The organism is Streptomyces sp. NBC_01515, from assembly GCF_045040345.1.
GTDB lineage: Bacteria > Actinomycetota > Actinomycetes > Streptomycetales > Streptomycetaceae > Streptomyces.
The window spans coordinates 6840319-6858629 of the sequence record NZ_CP109416.1 but is presented as its reverse complement, the minus strand read 5'-3'; the positions used below and the strand labels follow the sequence as shown (position 1 = coordinate 6858629).

The window sequence follows — 18311 nt, the reverse complement described above, 5'->3', positions numbered from 1 at the left end:
GCGGGTCGTGTGTGGCTGAGCGCGCAGTTCCCCGCGCCCCTTAGAAGCAACTCACCTGAGCCTGAATGCCTTCATCGCCCGGAGGCTGCGGCTCATGAACTGGGCGTAGCCCTCGTCATCCATCCCCAGCGACGGAGCCATCGGCAACAACCGCTGCTGGGCGATGGTTTGGGCCTCCGTGTACTTGAGGATGCCCTCGGAGCCGTGGCGGCGGCCCAGGCCGGAGTCCTTCATGCCGCCCATCGGGGACTGGACGCTGCCGTAGGCGGAGGCGTAGCCCTCGTTGACGTTGACCGTGCCGGTGCTGAGGCGGGCGGCGATCGCGCGGCCCCGGCTGCCGCTCTTCGTCCAGACCGAGGAATTGAGGCCGTACGGCGTGGAGTTGGCCTCCGCCACCACCTCGTCCTCCGTCTTGAAACGGTAGACGGAGACGACCGGGCCGAAGGTCTCCTCGGCGCAGACGGCCATGGGGGCCTCGACGCCGTCGAGGATGGTGGGCTCGAAGAAGTACGGGCCGATGTCCGGGCGGGCCACTCCGCCTGCCAGCAGCTTCGCGCCCTTGGCGACCGCCTCGTCCACATGCCGGGTGACCGACTCCAACTGCCGTTCCCCCGCCAGCGATCCCATGTCCGCGCCGTACGCGAGGGACGTGCCGAGGCGCATCGCCTTCGTGCGGGCGGCGAAGCGCTCCAGGAAGGTGTCGGCGATCGACTCGTGGACGTACAACCGCTCGATGGAGACGCAGAGTTGGCCCGCGGAGGAGAAGCAGGCGCGGACCGCGCCCGCCGCCGCCTTCTCGATGTCGGCGTCCTCCAGGACCAACATGGCGTTCTTGCCGCCGAGTTCGAGGGAGACGCCGATCAGGCGGGCGGCGGCGGCCTGCGCGACCTCGCGGCCGGTGCGGGTGGAGCCGGTGAAGGAGACGTAGTCGGCGTGCTTGACGACCTCGGGGCCGACGACCGGGCCCTCGCCGAGGACGACCTGGAAGACGTCGGCGGGCAGGCCGGCCTCGATGAGGAGGTCACGGGCCCACAGGGCGGTCAGGCAGGTCTCCGTGTCCGGCTTCATCACGACCGCGTTGCCCGCGGCGAAGGCCGGGAGCGCGTCGCCGACGGAGAGCTCGAACGGGTAGTTCCAGGGGGCGATCTGCCCAACTACCCCGCGCGGGTGCCGGAGTTCGGTGACCTTGGTGAGGGTCGGGACGGCGCCGGTGTGCCGCTTCGGCTTGAGGTAGGCGGGGGCCCTGCGGCCGTAGTGGCGGGCCGCGACGGCGACGGCCTGCACCTCCTCGTGCGCGTGCAGCCGTGCCTTGCCGGTCTCCAGCTGGATCAGGTCGAGGACCTCGGCCTGGCGGGCGAGGACGAGATCGTGGAAGCGGAGCAGCACGGCCGCGCGCTGCCGTACCGGCGTCTGCGCCCACAGCGCTTGCGCGGCGCGGGCCGCGTCGTAGGCCTTCGCCACGTCCTCGGGGGTGGACTCGGGCAGATCGGCGAGCTTCTCACCGGTGAACGGCGAGTGGTTGGCGGTCCGGCCGGAGCCGACCACACCCTTCGTGAGCTGGGCGACCAGCTCCGGAGTGACCACATCGGCGGCGGTACGGGCGCCTGTGGGGGCCGGCGCGAGGGGGTTCGTGCCGGTCGTCGTTTCCGTACCGGTCTTTTCCGGGGCCTGCGAGTCCGTCATGTGCGGCAGGGTATGCCGCGAGGGGAGGTTTGGGTACCCGTCGGTAATCGGGATTCACCTGGTACTCACATCACGCCAGCGATCACTGGCAACGAACGCCCTGATCAGGGCGTTGTACGGGGATGATCACCACCGGATTGCCACGGGACCGCCGCCGGACCCCGCCGGATCACTTTTCCGTGAGCGCGAGCCGGGCGCGGGCGCCCTTGAAGAGCGCGGTGCCCTTCTTCTCGTCCGGGGTGCCCTTGGGCATGTCCACGCGCAGTTCGTACATACGGCCGTCCGCGGTACGGATGATCAGGGCCATGATGCGGGTGGGGATGCCGGACTGTTCGTAGACCGTGTCCGCGAGGACGGCGTCCTTGTTTCCCCGGAAGCTGGTGCGGGTGTACTGCGGATGGGACGTGCCCTTGCCCAGGGAGTGCGCTTCGGTGAGCGGCGAGTCGGCGGCCGGGTCCCACTCGGTGAGGCGGACCCGGAGGGTGCCGATGCCGTAGGTGACGGTACGGCTGCCGGATCCCGTCTGCGCGCCGAGCCGCTTGGACCGGTCCGGGAGGGAGAGGACGGCGGACAGCTCCTTCTCCGGGTGGGCGGTCCAAGGGGCGCTCTTGGTGATGTTCCGGTCCAGGAGGCTGTCGACGACGGTGCCGAAGACCAGACCGGCCAGGAGGAGTACGCCGAGGGTGCTGAGGGTGATGAGAAGGGCGCGCCGGGGGCGGGACTTGGGCGTGGGCTCGGTCTCAGGTTCGGGCTCGGGTTCGGGCTCCGGTACGGCGTCGGAGACGGCGGCGGCACCCTCGGGCTCCTCGCTGGGCGGCGCCTCCTGGAGGGCGACCGCCGGCTCCGGTACGTCCTTCCCCTCGGCCACCGCGTCCAGTACCGCGCCGACCTCCTCCGCCCCCGGCCGTTCCTCCGGGTCCCGCGCCAACATCCGTACGACCAGCGGCCCGAGAGGCCCCGCGCGGGTCGGCTCGGGTGGTTCGCCGGCGAGGATCGCGCCGAGGGTGGACTCAACACTCGTACGGCGAAAGGGAGATGCCCCTTCGACGGCCGCGTACAGCAGGACGCCGAGGGACCACAGGTCGGAGGCCGGTCCGGCGCCGGTGCCCGACATGCGCTCGGGGGCGATGAATTCGAGCGAGCCCACGAACTCCCCGCTGGCGGTGAGGGATTCCTCGCCCTGGATGTGCGCGATGCCGAAGTCGGTGAGGACGACGCGGTCGTGCGGGCCGAGCAGGACGTTGGCGGGCTTCACGTCCCGGTGCACGATCCCCACGGCGTGCGCGGCGCGCAGGGCGCCGAGGACGGCGCGGCCGATGCGGGCGGCGTCGACGGGGGCGAGGGGGCCTCGCTTGAGCAGTTCGTGCAGGGACTCGCCGCGCACCAACTCCATGACGATCCAGGGGAGTTCGTCCTCGATGACGACATCGTGGATGGCGACGGCGGAGGGATGGTCGACCCGGGCGGCGGCGCGGGCCTCCCGGTAGAGCCGGTGGGCGGCGCGCTGGAACTCCTCGTCCGCCGGGTCGCCGGGCAACCGCGGCTGTTTTACGGCGACTTCGCGGTCCACGAGTTCGTCGAAGGCCCGCCATACGGTGCCCATGCCGCCGGAGCCGATCCGTTCGAGCAGCCGGTAGCGACTGCCGACCACACGTCCGTCGCGCACCTGTTCGCCGACTTCGCTCATGCCCCCATCAGTACCGTGCCCGGTACGGCCTTGTCGACGCGCGTCCTACTTCCCGAGCTCCAGCGTGTCGCCCACCCGCCGCACCGCCGCGACACCGGTACCGCCGAAGTGTGCCGGAATCACCAACTCCCGTTCATCCGCGGCCCGTTCGAGCACACGCCGACGGCTGTCCGCGGCCTGCCGGGGATCGAGGCAGAAGCAGCTGCTGCACTCCGGATGCGGAATCTGGACGGGGCTGTGCAGCAAGTCCCCGACGAACACGGCCCGTTCACCGCCGGAGGCGACCCGGAGGACGGACGACCCGGGCGTGTGCCCCGGCGCAGACTCCAACGTCAGCTGCTCGTCGACGCGGTGCGTGCCGTCCCACAGGGTCGCCAACCCGGCGCGGTGCACGGGCGCGACGCTGTCCTCGTAGGTCAGGCGGTCGTCGGGGCGTACCGCACCGCCGTAGTGGTTCTCGGGCCCGAAGTGGAAGTCGTCGGCGGCGGGCAGGAGATACCGCGCGTTGGGGAACAGCGGCGCCCAACTCCCGTCCACGTCATGGGTGTTCCAGCCGACGTGGTCGCCGTGGATGTGCGTGTTGACGACGACGTCGACGTCCTCCGGCCGTACACCGGCCCGCGCCAGCCGCCCCGGGAGGTCGCCCTGGCTCATGTGGAACAGCGGATTGCCGGGCCGTTCCCGCCCGTTGCCGACCCCGGTGTCCACGAGCACGGTCCGGCCGGCGCTGCGCACCACCCAGGTCTGGAGCGCCACGACGGCACGGTCGGTCTCCGGGTCCCAGTGGTCGGGGGCGAGCGTCTCGCGGTGTTCCTGCCAGACGCCGGGCGGCAGGTCGGGGACGAGGGTGCGGGCGGGGGCGTAGGGCCGCGCCCACTCGACGACTCGGACGACTTGGACGTCGCCGATGGTGAAGGTCTGTGCGGTGTTCATCCGGGTCTGCGCGTTGTCCTCGGTCATGGAAATGAGCTTAGGGAGGGTGGTGTGAGTGTCTCAATGCGTGAATGACTCACCCTGATACGTGGACGTCTCACCACTGCTGTCTCTGGCGTAGCCTGGCCGCATGGACGTGGTGAGCGACGCGATCTCCGCCGTACGGACCGGGCGGCCCTCCTCCAACCGCCTGCGTGTGGGCGGCAGTTGGTGCACGCGGCTCGCGCCGTACGACGGTGCCGGGTTCCATGTCGTGCTGGCGGGCGGCTGCTGGCTGGTGCCCGACACGGGCGGCGAGCCGGTGACGCTGGGCGCGGGGGACGTCGTACTGCTGCCGCACGGCGCGGGCCACGTGCTGGCGGACTCGCCCGGGGACACGGCGCGTGCGGTGCCGTTCGAGGAGATGCGGCGGCCGGACGGGGACGGCGGGAACGGGCGTGAGGTCGAGTTGCTGTGCGGGAAGTACCGGCTGGACCGGAGCCGGACACATCCGCTGATGGCGGAGCTGCCGGAGGTGGTCCACCTGCCGAACCGGGTCGGCCGTCACCCCGAACTCCGGTCGGCGGTAGACCTGTTGGCGAACGAACTCGACGAACGGCGGCCGGGGGCCTGCCTGGCGCTGCCCAGTCTGCTCGACCTGCTGCTCATCTACATGGTGCGGGCGTGGATGTCCGAGGCGGAGACGGGCAGTTGGCCGTCCGTGCTGAACGACCCGGTCACCACGGCCGCGCTACGGGCCCTGCACTCCGACCCCGCCGCCCCCTGGACCAACGACCGCCTGGCCGCCGCGGCGGGCGTGTCCCGGGCGACGCTGGCCCGCCGGTTCACCGCGCTGGTGGGGCGGGCGCCGATGGCGTATCTGACGTGGTGGCGGCTGACGTTGGCGGCGACGCGGCTACGGGACACGGACGCCTCATTGGCGGCGGTGGCGCGGGAGGCGGGCTACGGCAGCCCGTACGCCCTGTCGCACGCGTTCAGCCGGGAGTTCGGGGTGACGCCGGGGAAGTACCGGGTATCGGCGGGGAGTTCGTAGTTACTCGCCCTCGCCGTCAGGACCGTCGTCGTACTCCTCCGCGAGCCGCAGCCCGAGATCGGACTCCCACTCCAGGGCCCACCGCCGCAGTTCCGCGATCTCCGCCGCGTCGAGCCCGTGCGCCGCGAACTCCTCGTCGCTCACCCAGACGACGCTCTCCAGGCGGTCGCGCAGGCCGAAGAGGTCGAAGTCCGTGCCGTCGGCCCGGAGGCCCAACTGCTCCAGTTCCACGGCGGAGTAGTGGCGACGGGCGGCGTACACGTCGACCACATCGGCCGGCAGACCGCGGTCGCCGAGCGCGCGCACGCTCAGGACCGCGAGGTCGGCATCCGTATCACCGCTCACAGCGTGTCGACGTCCAGGTTCGCGATCGCCGCCTTCGCCACCTCGCGCCCGCGGGCCGTGAAGTCGCCGTTGCCCGGGTAGCCGATCGTGAGTCGGTACATGTTGCCGGAGGTGGTCTTGTAGTAGAAGATCTGGACCTCGCGGGGGCGGGGGTACTGGCTGTCGTCGGTGTCGTAGACGATCGTGTTCATGGCGGCGGGCTTACCCCGGTAGGAGTCGGTCGGCTTCGTGGCCGTCTTCGGGTTCTCCGGCATGTCGAGGCCGGAGCTGCCGCTCTGCTTGAAGTCGCCGTTGTCGTCGTACATTTGGGCCGCGGCGGAGTCCTTGATCTCGCCGAGGGTGTCCTCGGACTTCTTGACGAGGGCCAGGCCGATCGAGATGCTCCCGCTCCAGTCGGTGTACGTGATCCAGTGACCCTTGTCCGTCTTGCGGTCGGGCAGGCCGGGCTGGTACTTGGCCGGGACCGCGAGCGTCGCCGCGACGTCCCGCACGTGGTGCTTCTTCCAGCCCTGCGGGAGTGTCCGCGATCCGGCGAACGGGTTGGCGATCAGCAGGTAGGCCGTCACCGCCGCCGCGACGACCACCGCGCCGAGGCCGAACCACGTCTTGCGGCCCGGGCGGAATCCGCTTCCGGTTCCGGGGCGTTCGACGTACCGCACCTCCTGGGTGGGCACCGGTGCCGGCGGGTTGGCCACCGATTCCAGTGCGGTGCGTACCTGGGCCGCGTTCGGGCGGCTCGCGGCGTCCTTGGCGAGGAGGGCGGTGATGAGGTCGGCGAGCGGGCCGGGGGCCGAAGTCGGCGGTGCGGGTGCGGAGTTGAGGACCGACTGGAGGGTGGCGGGGGTGTTGCTGCGGCGGAACGGGGAGACGCCCTCCGTCGCCGCGTACAGGACCACGCCGAGGGACCACAGGTCGGAGGCGGGTCCGGGCCGCTGGCCCAACACCCGTTCCGGCGCGATGTATTCGGGTGAGCCGACGATACCGCCGGTGTCCGTCAGGTTCGTCTCGCCCTCGATCTGGGCGATGCCGAAGTCGGTGAGGACGACGCGGTCGTGGCGGCCCAGCAGGACGTTGTCCGGCTTGACGTCACGGTGCAGGATGCCCGCCGCGTGTGCCGCTTCCAGCGCTCCCAGCACCTGGAGGCCGATCCGGGCCGCGTCCCGCGCGTCGAGGGTGCCCTCCTGCAACGCGTCGCCCAGCGAGCGGCCGGTGACCAGCTCCATCACGATCCACGGCTGACCGTCGACCACGGCCACGTCATGCACGTTCACGACAGCGGGGTGGTCGAGCCGTGCCGCCGCGCGGGCCTCGCGGCGCATCCGCTCGAAGGCGTTGGCACGTTCGCGTTCGGGAAGGTGGTCCGGGACACGTGGTTCTTTTACGGCCACCTCGCGGTCCACCGTCTCGTCCTTGGCCCGCCACACCGTGCCCATACCGCCGTGCCCGAGCTTGCCGAGCAGCCGGTACCGCCCGGCTATGAGACGTCCGGTGCCGGGATCCGGAGTCGGCTCGGGCGATGAACTCGGCGTCGCGTACGGGTTGTTCGGGTGCGGCACCTGCGCCGGTACGGCCATGCGCGGGTTCGGCGGTTGCAGGGCGAAACTCGTCGGCTCGTCGGCCCCGTGTCTGGCTCCCCCGTTGCTGCTCATGCGTCCATCCATATCGCGCCAACCGCCGCCGTATCCACCTCTGGTGCTTTCCGGTCACAGACCCGTGACGCGGGATGTCCCCAATGCACCCTTCATGTACGGCTTCACGTGCGGGCGAAGGTGTCCAGCGCGACGTCGAAGTACTCCTTCGCCTCCCGCACCTTCCCGACCGGCGCGGACACCCACACGTCGTACATCCGGCCGTTCTCCTCCCAGCACATGTCGTACGTGTGCCGGGGTCCCTCCGCCGTGCTGAAGCCGTTCCAGCTGAACTCCCAGAGCGCGGCGGGGTGTCCGTCGTGCGTGGTGTCGGTGACCTTGCCGTCGTGGTAACCGGGGTTCGTGGCCGCCCCGTTGGCCGCCGCGCTCTTCATCACCGCGAGCGGGCCGCCCTGTTCGGGGTCGGACATCTTGATGCCGAGCCGGAAAGTCTCCCCCGGCGACATGTAGAAGATGCGCTCCCCCTGCGGCACCCGCACGAAGTCCTCCGGTACGGCGAGGGAGAAGCCGTCGGGGTCATGGGCGATGCGGTAACCGGACGGCGCGGTAGGGGTGTTGGGCGTCTCGGTGCCCGCCGAGGGGGTGGGCGACGGTGACGGCGTACCGGCACTCGTGGAGGTCAACGGCGCCGAGGTGACCGGCAGGGCACCCCCCGCACCCCCGCCTCCGTCGTCCCCCCGCATCAACAGCGCCGCCGCCGACACCCCGGCCCCCGCCATCGCCGCGACCAGCAGCGCGGTGACGAGCACACCGCGTGTGCTGCGCCGGGGCGACTGCTGCTCCGCCGTGGCGGAAGGCGCGGGGGCGGGCGGCACGGGGACGGAAGGCGCGGGGGCGGGTGGCGACGCCGGGGTGCTCAACTGCCTTCTGGGAACGTCACGTTGGGTCGGTGTGTAGCCCGGCGTCGGGTGTGCCGTACGACTGGACGACGCGGCGCTCGGCGTCCGCCCGGTGTCCAGAAACGCCCGGAGCATCCGCTCGGCCTCCGCCGCCTCCAGCCGCCGTTCCGGATCGCGTTCGAGCAGTCCCCGTACGACGGGCAGCAGTGGCCGGGCCTGCTCCGGCGGGCGGATCTCGTCGATGACGACCGCGTGCAGGATGCCGCCCAACGAGTCGCGCCGGAACGGCGATTCACCGCTCAGCACCGTGCACAGCAGCGCGCCGAGCGACCACAGGTCGGACGCGGGACCTGTCCGCACACCCGACATCCGCTCGGGCGCGGTGTACTCGGGCGAGCCGACGAACGCGCCGCTCTCGGTGAGGGTCGTAGCACCCGCGACCTGCGCGATACCGAAGTCGGTCAGCACGACCCGCTCGGAGTCGGCCTCGTCGGCGGCGGTCTGCAGCAGGACGTTGGCCGGTTTGATGTCCCGGTGCAGGACGCCCGCCGCGTGGGCCGTGCGCAGCGCGCCGAGGAGGGCGATCCCGATCCGCGCGGCCTCGGCGGCGTCGACCGGGCCGCGGCCGGAGATCCGCTCGGCGAGCGAGCCGCCGTCGATCAACTCCATGACGATGTACGGCCGTTCGTCCTGCTCGACGACGTCGTGCACGACGATGATGTGCGGGTGCCGCAGTTGCGCCACCGCCCGCGCCTCGCGCAGGGTGCGGTCGCGCTGCTGGCGGGCCTCCTCCTCGGAGAGGGAGTCGTCCTGGGCGATCTCCTTCACCGCGACCTGACGGCCCAGGAGTTGGTCGGTCGCCCGCCACACGACGCCCATGCCACCGCGCCCGAGCCGCTTCTCCAGTCGGTAACGCCCGGCGATCACCCGGGCGTTGTCCCCCTCGGTCCCCATGCGCACCATCATGACGCAACCGGAAGCGGTCAGCCCGAGTCGGGACTCCAGCTCTGCAGGACCGACTTGAACTGCGCGCCGGTCGTCGCCCAGTCCGCGGCCGGCGCGGACATGTAGATCGCGTACTCGACGCCGTCACGGGACATGTACGTCTCCTCGATGGCGCGCCGCGGTCCCGGGTAGGGCGTGTCCTTCGCCTGCGCGGTCCAGGTGTAGTCCCAGAGGGAGCCCGGACGGTCGCGGTAGGTGTTCGCCTCCAGGGTCACCCGGTTGTAGTCGACCAGCCGCTGGAGCTGCGCTTCCAGGTCGAGTTGGTGGGCGTTCGCGGTGGGGAAGTCCGGGGAGGTGTCGATGGCTATGCGGACGAAGTGCTTGCCGTTGTCGGGCGTGTAGTCGACCTGCTTGATGCCGCCGGAGTCGCCGTAGACCTTCCGCGCCCAGCCCTTGGGGAGGGATATGTCGAAGCCCCAAGCGTCTTGGTAGACCTGCCAGTTGGCGGGACCCGAACTGTGCGGGGTCGGCGTGGCGCTCTGTGAGGCCGATGCGCCCGGGGTGCCGCCCTGGTCCTGGTCCCGGTCCTGATGCCACTTCTGCAGCCCCAGCGCCGTACCGCCGCCGACGAGCGCGGCGACGACGACGACGAGGACCACCGAGCGCAGCCGGCGGCGCTTCGGCGGGGCGACCGCCCCGGGAGGCACGAGGGAGACGGGCGGTGTGTGCTGGTACGTGGCCCCGGTCGCCGACGCGTACGGCGCCGCACCCCCGGTAGCCGACGGATACGGCGTCGCACCCGAGCCCGAACCGAAGTCCTCCGCCAACCCGCCCTGCCGGGAGCCCACTTGCTGGGTCGGCAGCCACTCCTCCGCCGCGCGCGGGCGCCGCCCCTCGGCCGCCTCCGCGAGCATCTGCTCGGTCTGGTCCGCGTCGGGCCGTAGCGCGGGGTCCTTGTTCAGCAGCGCGGCGATGACGGGCGCGAGCGCGCCGGCGTACCGCGGTTCGCCGGCGTCCTCCTCGACGACGGCCTGCATGGTGGACAGCGGCGAGGTGCGGCGGAACGGCGAACGGCCCTCGACCGCCGTGAAGAGCGTGGCGCCCAGCGCCCACAGGTCGGAGGACGGTCCGGGGTCGGCGCCGCGGACGCGCTCGGGGGCGAGGTAGTCGACGGAGCCCACGACCTCTCCCGTGCGCGTGATGGTGCTGTCGCCCTCGATCTGCGCGATGCCGAAGTCGGTGAGCAGCACCCGCCCGTCCTGCCCGAGCAGCACGTTGCCGGGCTTGACGTCACGGTGCAGGACACCGGCGGCGTGCGCGGCACGCAGCGCGCGCAGCACCCATATGCCGATGCGCGCGGCCTCGGCCGGCTCGATCCGGCCCTGCTCCTTGACCTCGTCGGCAAGGGAGTTGCCCTCGACGAGTTCCATGACGATCCATGGGCGGCCGTCGTGTTCGAGGACGTCGTGCACCGTGACGACGGCGGAGTGGTTGATCCGCGCGGCGGCGCGCGCCTCGGCGCGGGTGCGCGCCAGCAGCCTCGGCTGGTCGCTCTCGGACACATAGAGCGCGGCCGTCAACTCCTTGATGGCGACGGTCCGGTGCAACACCTCGTCGTGCGCCCGCCACACCCGGCCCATACCGCCGCTGCCGATCGATTCGGCCAGCCGATAGCGCCCCGCGAGGAGCAGGCCCTGCATCTGATTCACGTTTCCCCGCAATGCTCTTGACAGGCTCAGCGTAAGGACAGGGCCTCGTACAGGGAACCAGCGGGGTACCACGGAGACCGCACTGTGACGGTTGTCGCTTCTGCGCCCGAACGGGAACCGCCGGGCCTCGGCGCGCCGCCTCCGCAGGTCACCCGGTGTACTGATAGGTGGACGACGCCTGCTCGTACAGCCGTGTCACTTCGTCCCGTTGAGCCTCCGGGCCGCGCACCTGCACGATGTGGTACCGCCCGTTGATGAGGAACGCCATGTTGCGCACGAACAGGGCGCCCCCCTGACTGTCCGTCCAGGTGAACTGCCCCTCGGCCATGGTCTTTCCGCCCACCGTGATGGTCCGCAGCCCGGTCGCGGTGGCCCAGCTGGAGTTGCGGTACGGCTGCAACTCGGCCTCCTTGTCCCGCTGGTAGACCATCGGGTCACTGCCGTCCGCCGTGGCACTGTCCCGCCCGGCTACGACGATCAGCTCGAAGTCGCCGTGGGAGTAGACGATTTGGCCGCTGCCGTTCTTGGGCGTACGGGTCCATCCCTTGGCCACGGCGACCTGGAACCCGGCGGGGTCCTTGCGCAGCACGAACCCGTCGGCGACGTTCGGGTCCGTCTGCGTGTCGGTCGAACTGGCCGAGTTCGAGGGGCTGTTGTGGGCACTGGGCGAGGTCTGATCGGGCTGCGGCTGACTACTGGCCCCGGCCGAGGACTGAGTGGGCGCGGTACTGACTTCCCCCGCGGCCCCGGTCCGATCCCCTTGCCCCGCCCCGGAGTTCTCCCCGGACTTGGGCAGGAAGACCATGGCGTACGCGACCGCACCGGCCAGCAGCAGGAAGATAAGAATCAACAGGGTCCGCCCCAACCGCCGCGGCGACCCACCGACCTCCTCCTTGGCCCGCTTGTGCCGCCCGTGCGGACTGGTCGCGGGCAGCCCGGCCCGCCGCCTGCGCACCAACTCGCCGCGCCTGCGGACGATCGGCAGCCGCCGGGGATCGGTCGGCGGGGTGGCGACGACATGCGTACCGGCCTCGGGCTCGGGCGCCGAACGCACCAACGACCGCAGCCAGCCCCGCAGTTCCTCGAAGTCGAGCCGCTCGGTCGGGTCCTGCCGCAACAGCGACTCCACGACCGGCCTGAGCGGCCCGCACTCCTCGGCGAAGGCGGGCGGCTCCGCACACACCAGCTGCACCAGCTCGGCGGTCGTCTCTTCGGGATAAGGCGCATGCCCCTGCACGGCCCGGAAGAGCAACGCCCCGAGCGCCCACAGATCGGTGGCGGGTCCGATCGGCGCGGCCAACTGCCAGTTCTCATGCACCGGTACGGCCTGCTCGGGCGCCCACCGCTCGGTGACCGGCCCTACGACGGTCATCCGCACCTGGCGCGCACGCTCGGCGGCCAGCGCGGTGGCGGGACCACGGTGGGTAGGTGCGCCTGCGGAAGCCAGCTCGTCCCAACGGGCCGGAGGGCGAGGGGAGTTGCCGGAGGCGGGTGCGACGGCCCGACCTGGAGGGACGGGGCCGTCCAGGCTGGGGCGGTGGGGGCTGCCGATGGAAGGCGGGGTGGGGTGACCGGTGGCGGGGGTTAGGGCGCCGTAGGTGGAGGGGTCGGTGCTGTGGACCCCGGTGTTCGCGCTGTAGGGGCGGGGGTCGCCGCCACGGGCCGGCGCGTTCCCGCCGTAGGAACGGGTGTCCCCGCCGTAGGGCGGGGCCTCCGGGCCATAGGGCGGAGCCTCCGGACCGTAGGCCGACGCGTCCGCGCCGTGGGGACGAGCTTCGCGGCCATGGGCCGAAGGGTCCGCACCGTGGGGACGGGTGCCGGCGCCGGGGGCCGGGGCGTCCGGACCGTACGCCGACGCGTCCTCGCCGTAGGGGCGGGCTTCCCTGCCGTAGGGCGGGGCATCGGTGCCCTGGGCCGGGACGCCTGGGCCGAACGCCGAGGCGCCCGAGCCATAGGGGCGGGCCTCTCCATCGCGGGCCGGGGTGTTCGTGCCGGGGAACGTGCCTGTTCCGCCCGGGGACGGTGCACCGGCGGTGCCGCCCTGCTGCGGAGGGGACGGCCGGTCGCCCTGGACGCTCGGGGCCGGGTCGCCGGTGCCGGGGCGCGGTGTCGCGCCGTGCCAGGCGGTGTTGCGGACGCCGTAGGGGTCGGCTATCTGGCCCGGGGGTGTGGTGCCGGCCGGGTGCTGTTCCACGCCGTTGCCGCCGGAGTACGGCAGTTGGGCCGAACCGTTGGCCTGGGCGGTGCCGCGTTCGCCCTCGGCCGGGGGCCGGGCACCGGGGAGTGCCGGTTGCTGGGTCTCCTGAACCCGGGCGGCGGCGCGCGCGCCTGCCCGGTACGCGGCGATCGCACCGGCCCGCGCGGCCCGGACGTCACCGCCGACTTCCGCTTCCCTGCGGGCCAGCGCGGCGGAAGGCCCGCTCCCGCCACCGCCCTCCGCACCGGCTCCGGGCAGCCCTCCGGCGGCCCGCGCCTCGATCGCGGCCCGCCGGGCGGCCTCGGGGTCCACAGCACCGGGGTCTACGGCAGCGGCAGCTGCACCTGTGCCCGTTCCGCCACCCGCGCCGCCGAAGCCGATCGCGCCGCTGCCGCGGGAGTTACCGGGGAGCGCAGGGACCGTAGAACCGCCGGGAGCCCTGGGACCGGGCGGAGTCGTCGAGCCCGAAGGAGATGCGGAACCGTGCGGGGCCGTGGAACCCGCCCGCGGTACGGCGCCGCCGCCCTGTGCCCGGAAACTCGCGGGTACCGCCGCCCCGCCGCCGTGCCGTCCTTGCTCTCCGCGTCCGTCCTCGTCGCCGTCCTGGACCGGCACCGGGTCGTAGCCGCACAGTGCCTCCTCCGCCGCGCCGACCGCGAGGCCGGTCAGCATCACGCGGCCGTCGTCGCAGACGAGCACCGTGCGGGCGGTGATGTTCCGGTGGACCCAGCCGTGCGCGTGCAGCACCCGCAGTGCCATCAGCACGTCGGCGGCGACCTCGGCCGCCCGGTACGGCGACAACGGCTTCTCGACGAGCAGCGTGGCAAGCGTCTGGGCGGACACCAGTTCGCTCACTATCCACAGCGAACCGCCCTCGGCGAACACGTCGAAGACCTGGTCCAGCCGGGGATGGTCGGGGATCCGCGCCGCGGCCTGCGCGGCCTCGACCGCGCGCCGTACCGCCGGATCGGAGGGCCGCCGCGTCGCGGTCCGCGCCGCGGCCGGCCGCCGCGCCCCGCGATCACGCGCCGTGAACCCGTCGGGCAGCCCGTCCTCGCCGAGCACCTCCGCCTCGACGACCTCCGGCAACGGCACCTGGCGTACCAGGACTTCCTGCCCGCTGTAGGTGTCGAAGGCCCGGGTCTCGGTGAGTTCGTACTCGTCGGAGGGCGGCAGCGGCAGGCGGTAGCGGTCGGCGAGCACCCGACCCGCATAGTCGTCCACGTTGCCTCCCCCGGCCGCCCGGTTGGTCAATTCCGTTCGCCTTGCGCCCCGTTCCGCCCACATTCCTGGATGCGTACGGTCCGCAACCACTCACGATACGTGCCGGAGGCAACCCCCAAAGAGGGGTTGACGGATCTGGCGCGCCAAACCCGGACCCACCCGCCTCAGGACTTCGGTTCGAACGTCTTCGTCAGGGTCGTCCAGGTGTCCTTACGAAGCTCAGTACCCCAATTGGCCGCCTTCGCGGTGTACATGAGCGCATATCCGAGATGGCTGTTGACGACGAACCCGCGGTCGATGGTGCGGTACTGCGTCCCGCCGTCCTCATAGGTGAACTCCCAGTCGGCCGTGTTCCAGCTCCGGTAGTCCACCTTCTCTATTCGGATCCGGTGGTACCCGGAGCGCGTCATGTACTGCTCCTGGTTCTTCCAGTCCGCCACCGCGTCGCCCTTCGGCGTACTGGTCCAGGCGATCAGCAGCTTCTGCCCGTCGGGCCCGGTCAGCCGGACCCCGGCGGAATCGGTCGACTGGTACGACCACCCGGCGGGCAGGCCTATCGAGAAACCCTGGCTCCCCTTGTACGTCTTCACGACCGCGGCGCCGCCCGAGGAGCCGTCCGTCTCGTCACCGCTCCCGCCGGACGCGTTCGTACCCGAACTCGCCTTACTCCCCGAGGCCGTTGCCGTCGCCTTGGAGTCGCTCTGGGAACCGCCCGTACTTCCGGTGTCGCCGCTGTCCTTCTTGGTGTCGGTGCTCGAACTCGCGCTCGCGCTGACACTGCTGTCCGCCTTGGCGCCGCCGTTGTGCTTCGACCCCTTGGAGTCGCCGTCATCGCCACCGAGCGTGAACGCCAGCACGACACCGATCACCGCGAGCGCGACGACGACCGCGATGATCACCAACGTCCGCTTCGGCACCACATCGGTGAGCGGCGCCCTCGGCACCGGCCGCGGCGGCAGATCCGGCGGCGTCATCACGGGCCACCCGGAACTCCGCCCACCCGAACCGGAGTTGGCCGACCGAGTACTCGACTCGCGCGTCGCGCCCAGGTCCCGGGCACCGGAGTCCCCCAGTCCCGTCTCCCGCAGCCCGGACGCCTGCACATCGGGATCACGCGTACCGGGGTCACGGGTACCGGGGTCACGGGTACCGGGGTCACGTGCACCCGCCAAGTCACGCGTACCCGAGTCCGCCGCACCGGCCTTCGCAGCGGAGCCGCCCGCAGTACCGGAACCAGCCGCAGTCCCGGAACTTGCCGCAGTCCCGGAACCGGCCGGAGCCCCGGCGCCGGCCGCAGTCCCCGCACCGGCCGACGTCCCGGAACGGGTCGCCGCACCAGAAGCATCCGCCGCCCGAGCCGAAGGCACCCCGGGCGTCCGAGGTCCGGCAGCAGACCCTGAACTCCCGCCGGCAGCAGCGCCCTTCGCACCACCGGAACCAGCGGTCCCAGCAGCACCGGAGCCGCTCTTGCCCGAAGTACCAGCGACGCCGACCGAACCAGCCCCGGCAGCAGCTGCCCCGGCACCCGCACCCAAGCCACCCGGCTTACCGGCAACGGGAGTTGAAGCCCCACCAGAACCCGAACCCGAACCCGTAGCCGGACTCGCGGCCGCACCGGGACTCGTGGCAGAACCCGCAGCCGCCGAAGACGTGGCCGCCCCGGCCCCCGCCGACCCACCCGCAGCCTTCCGCATGGACCGCAACGCCCCACGCAACCGCTCGGCCCCCGCAGAAGGACCCGAACTCCCGCTACTGCCACCGCTCTTCTTGCCACCGGACTCCGCGGGCCCCGGCTGCGCGGGCAACGGAACCACCTTCGTCGCGTCCGCCACCGGCTCCGGCTCGGCCGCCTTCGGCTCGCGCGCGTGGATCACCGCGTTGAGCATCGCCCGGGCACCCGTGTCGTCGAGACGCTGGGCCGGGTCCTTCTTCAGCAGGCCGTAGATGACGTCCTTCAACGGCCCGGCGTTCTTCGGCTCCTCCAACGGCTCCGTCATCACCGCGGTGAGCGTGGCGATCGCGGAACCCTTGTCGTACGGCGGTGCGCCCTCGACCGCCGCGTACAGCAACCCGCCGAGCGACCACAGGTCGGCCGCCGGACCGGGCTTGTGCCCACGGGCCCGCTCCGGGGAGATGTAGGAGGGCGCGCCGACGAGCATGCCGGTGGAGGTGATCGACGGGTCGCCCTCGACCTGTGCGATACCGAAGTCGGTGAGCACGACCCGGCCGTCCTCGGCGATCAGCACGTTCGACGGCTTCACGTCGCGGTGCAGGATGCCCTCGCGGTGCGCGGACCGCAGGACGTCGAGGATCGCGAGCCCGACCTCCGCCGCGCGCCGCGGCTCCAGCAGGCCGTCCTCCCGGATGGCCTCGGCGAGCGACTTGCCCTCGACCAACTCCATGACGATCCACGGCCGGTCGTCCTCGTCGACGACGTCGTAGACCGTCACCGCGCTGGTGTTGCGGATCCGCGCGATGGCCTTGGCCTCGCGCAACGTCCGCGTGATCAGCCGGCGTTTCTCGTCCTCGTCGATGCTGGTCGGGAACCGCAGCTCCTTGACGGCGACCGTCCGGCCCAGGGTCTCGTCCTCGGCACGCCACACCGTGCCCATGCCTCCGCGGCCGAGCACTGCTCCCAACCGGTACCGCCCGGCGAGGAGACGTTCGCTCTTGTCCTGACGGGATGTCCCCGCCCGCTCCGCCTCCGACATGCGTCCCCTCATGCAACCCGCCCTGACAGAGCCTCCATTGTCCCCCACCGAACAAGTGCCCAACGCCCAGGGGGCCTCTCCCCGCGCACCGACAGCACATCCGGTCCCGTATCCACCGCAGGTCACACAGCCAAGCCGGGCAGGATGACCGATGAGAACGGAGGATCACGATGCCCACACCTCGGACACTGCTCGCCCTTCCGGTGTCCCTGACCCTCCTCTGCCTGTCCGCGGCCGCCTCCCAGGCCCACCCCGCGCCGGACACGAACGCCCTGGTCAGACTGCTGGTCGCCCGGGGCAGGGCCCCCGCCGCGGCCCTACTGGCCCACGACAGCACGGGCTCCGGCAGCTCACCGACCGGGACCGGTGACGCGCGGGCCGGGACGGACATCGCCCGGTCCGAGTCGGACTACGCACTCGGTACGACGAAATACGCACAGGCCGGAAAAGGCATCAGCCGAGCCGACCACTTCCGCGCCGGCAGCATCACGAAGACCTTCATCGCGACCGTGATCCTCCAACTCGCCGCCGAACACCGGCTGTCCCTGTCCGACACGGTGGAGCGACACCTGCCCGGTCTGGTACACGGAGCGGGCAACGACGGGCGCGCGCTGACCCTCCGTTCCCTGCTCACCCACACCAGCGGTCTGTACGACTTCACCGCGGTCACCGGGGGCACGGTCCCCGTCTCCCCAACTCAGGCCGTCCGTATAGCAGTCACCCACCCTCCGGTCGATCGCGGCCGCTTCTCCTACTCGAACACCAACTACGTGCTGCTCGGCCTGGTGATCCAACAGGTCACCGGCAACTCGTACGCCACCGAGGCCGAGCGCCGCATCATCGCTCCGCTGCGTCTGACGGGCACCTCCTTCCCGGGCTCCCGCACCACTCTTCCCTCGCCGCACGGCCGCGCCTACGCGACCGACGGCTCCGACGTCACCGATCTCGACCCGCGGGTGGCCGGCGCCGCGGGCGAGCTGGTGACCACGCTCTCCGACCTGGACCGCTTCTACTCGGCCCTGCTCGGCGGCGGACTTCTGCCCTCGCACTGGCTGCGCGAGATGCTCGACACACGTACCGCACACGGCTCGTACGGCATGGGCCTGTTCCCCGTGAAGCTCCCGTGCGGCACCACGGTGTGGGGGCACAACGGCCGGATCTCCGGCAGCTACGTGCGCACCGCAGCCACCGTCGACGGTCGTCGTGTCCTCACCTTCCGGGTGAACACGAGCGAGATGGCCGACCCCGGTCTCGAACCGGCCCTGCTCGCCGCCGAGTTCTGCCCCCGCACCTCGTAGAACGGCCGGGTTCCGGACAAAGATCCCAGTTCGCGACACTCGTTCGAGTGAAGCGGGC

Annotated in this window: 11 protein-coding genes; 2 read left to right on the top strand and 9 right to left on the bottom strand. The window is 71.7% G+C overall.

Annotated elements, in window-relative coordinates; translation table 11 throughout:
- Nucleotides 1-51: 51 nt before the first annotated feature.
- The 3 genes from OG407_RS31215 to OG407_RS31205 form a co-directional block, all read right to left on the bottom strand.
- Complete coding sequence (locus tag OG407_RS31215; RefSeq protein ID WP_405862919.1) at nt 52-1683, bottom strand: succinic semialdehyde dehydrogenase; 1632 nt, start codon at nt 1681-1683, stop codon at nt 52-54.
- Nucleotides 1684-1852: 169 nt separating this feature from the next.
- Nucleotides 1853-3370 (bottom strand): serine/threonine-protein kinase, encoded by a 1518-nt coding sequence (locus OG407_RS31210; RefSeq protein ID WP_405862918.1) that lies wholly within the window; start codon nt 3368-3370, stop codon nt 1853-1855.
- A gap of 45 nt (nt 3371-3415) precedes the next feature.
- The gene (locus OG407_RS31205; protein ID WP_405862917.1) at nt 3416-4330 is read right to left on the bottom strand and encodes an MBL fold metallo-hydrolase; all 915 of its coding nucleotides are present in this window, start codon (nt 4328-4330) and stop codon (nt 3416-3418) included.
- Nucleotides 4331-4433: 103 nt separating this feature from the next.
- Between OG407_RS31205 and OG407_RS31200 the strand changes: the two genes are divergently transcribed.
- The gene (locus OG407_RS31200) at nt 4434-5336 is read left to right on the top strand and encodes an AraC family transcriptional regulator (protein ID WP_405862916.1); all 903 of its coding nucleotides are present in this window, start codon (nt 4434-4436) and stop codon (nt 5334-5336) included.
- Here the strand turns inward: OG407_RS31200 and OG407_RS31195 are convergent, their stop codons facing one another.
- From OG407_RS31195 to OG407_RS31170, 6 genes are all read right to left on the bottom strand, one after another.
- Nucleotides 5337-5681 carry a hypothetical protein gene (locus OG407_RS31195; protein WP_405862915.1) on the bottom strand — a complete coding sequence of 115 codons (345 nt, stop codon included), beginning with the start codon at nt 5679-5681 and terminating at the stop codon, nt 5337-5339. It abuts the gene before it with no gap.
- Nucleotides 5678-7330 carry a serine/threonine-protein kinase gene (locus OG407_RS31190; protein ID WP_405862914.1) on the bottom strand — a complete coding sequence of 551 codons (1653 nt, stop codon included), beginning with the start codon at nt 7328-7330 and terminating at the stop codon, nt 5678-5680. Before OG407_RS31190 ends, OG407_RS31195 begins: the two co-directional genes overlap by 4 nt.
- 104 nt (nt 7331-7434) lie before the next feature.
- Nucleotides 7435-9123 (bottom strand): serine/threonine-protein kinase, encoded by a 1689-nt coding sequence (locus OG407_RS31185; protein ID WP_405862913.1) that lies wholly within the window; start codon nt 9121-9123, stop codon nt 7435-7437.
- A gap of 29 nt (nt 9124-9152) precedes the next feature.
- Nucleotides 9153-10814: a serine/threonine-protein kinase gene (locus OG407_RS31180; RefSeq protein ID WP_405868697.1), complete on the bottom strand. Its 1662-nt coding sequence runs from the start codon at nt 10812-10814 to the stop codon at nt 9153-9155.
- A 157-nt stretch (nt 10815-10971) separates the two neighbouring features.
- Entirely contained in the window at nt 10972-14244 is a 3273-nt protein-coding gene (locus tag OG407_RS31175) for a protein kinase domain-containing protein (RefSeq protein WP_405862912.1), read from the bottom strand.
- A gap of 164 nt (nt 14245-14408) precedes the next feature.
- Nucleotides 14409-16955 (bottom strand): serine/threonine-protein kinase, encoded by a 2547-nt coding sequence (locus OG407_RS31170; RefSeq protein ID WP_405868695.1) that lies wholly within the window; start codon nt 16953-16955, stop codon nt 14409-14411.
- 170 nt (nt 16956-17125) lie between these two features.
- Between OG407_RS31170 and OG407_RS31165 the strand changes: the two genes are divergently transcribed.
- Nucleotides 17126-18253 carry a serine hydrolase domain-containing protein gene (locus OG407_RS31165; protein ID WP_405862911.1) on the top strand — a complete coding sequence of 376 codons (1128 nt, stop codon included), beginning with the start codon at nt 17126-17128 and terminating at the stop codon, nt 18251-18253.
- Nucleotides 18254-18311 lie beyond the last annotated feature (58 nt).

What these genes read in the sequence shown, in the direction of transcription:
- OG407_RS31215 (WP_405862919.1), bottom strand. Translation starts at nt 1,683, where the DNA reads ATGACGGACTCGCAGGCCCCGGAAAAGACCGGTACGGAAACGACGACC.
- OG407_RS31210 (WP_405862918.1), bottom strand. Translation starts at nt 3,370, where the DNA reads ATGAGCGAAGTCGGCGAACAGGTGCGCGACGGACGTGTGGTCGGCAGT.
- OG407_RS31205 (WP_405862917.1), bottom strand. Translation starts at nt 4,330, where the DNA reads ATGACCGAGGACAACGCGCAGACCCGGATGAACACCGCACAGACCTTC.
- OG407_RS31200 (WP_405862916.1), top strand. Translation starts at nt 4,434, where the DNA reads ATGGACGTGGTGAGCGACGCGATCTCCGCCGTACGGACCGGGCGGCCC.
- OG407_RS31190 (WP_405862914.1), bottom strand. Translation starts at nt 7,330, where the DNA reads ATGAGCAGCAACGGGGGAGCCAGACACGGGGCCGACGAGCCGACGAGT.
- OG407_RS31185 (WP_405862913.1), bottom strand. Translation starts at nt 9,123, where the DNA reads ATGGGGACCGAGGGGGACAACGCCCGGGTGATCGCCGGGCGTTACCGA.
- OG407_RS31180 (WP_405868697.1), bottom strand. Translation starts at nt 10,814, where the DNA reads ATGCAGGGCCTGCTCCTCGCGGGGCGCTATCGGCTGGCCGAATCGATC.
- OG407_RS31170 (WP_405868695.1), bottom strand. Translation starts at nt 16,955, where the DNA reads ATGTCGGAGGCGGAGCGGGCGGGGACATCCCGTCAGGACAAGAGCGAA.
- OG407_RS31165 (WP_405862911.1), top strand. Translation starts at nt 17,126, where the DNA reads ATGCCCACACCTCGGACACTGCTCGCCCTTCCGGTGTCCCTGACCCTC.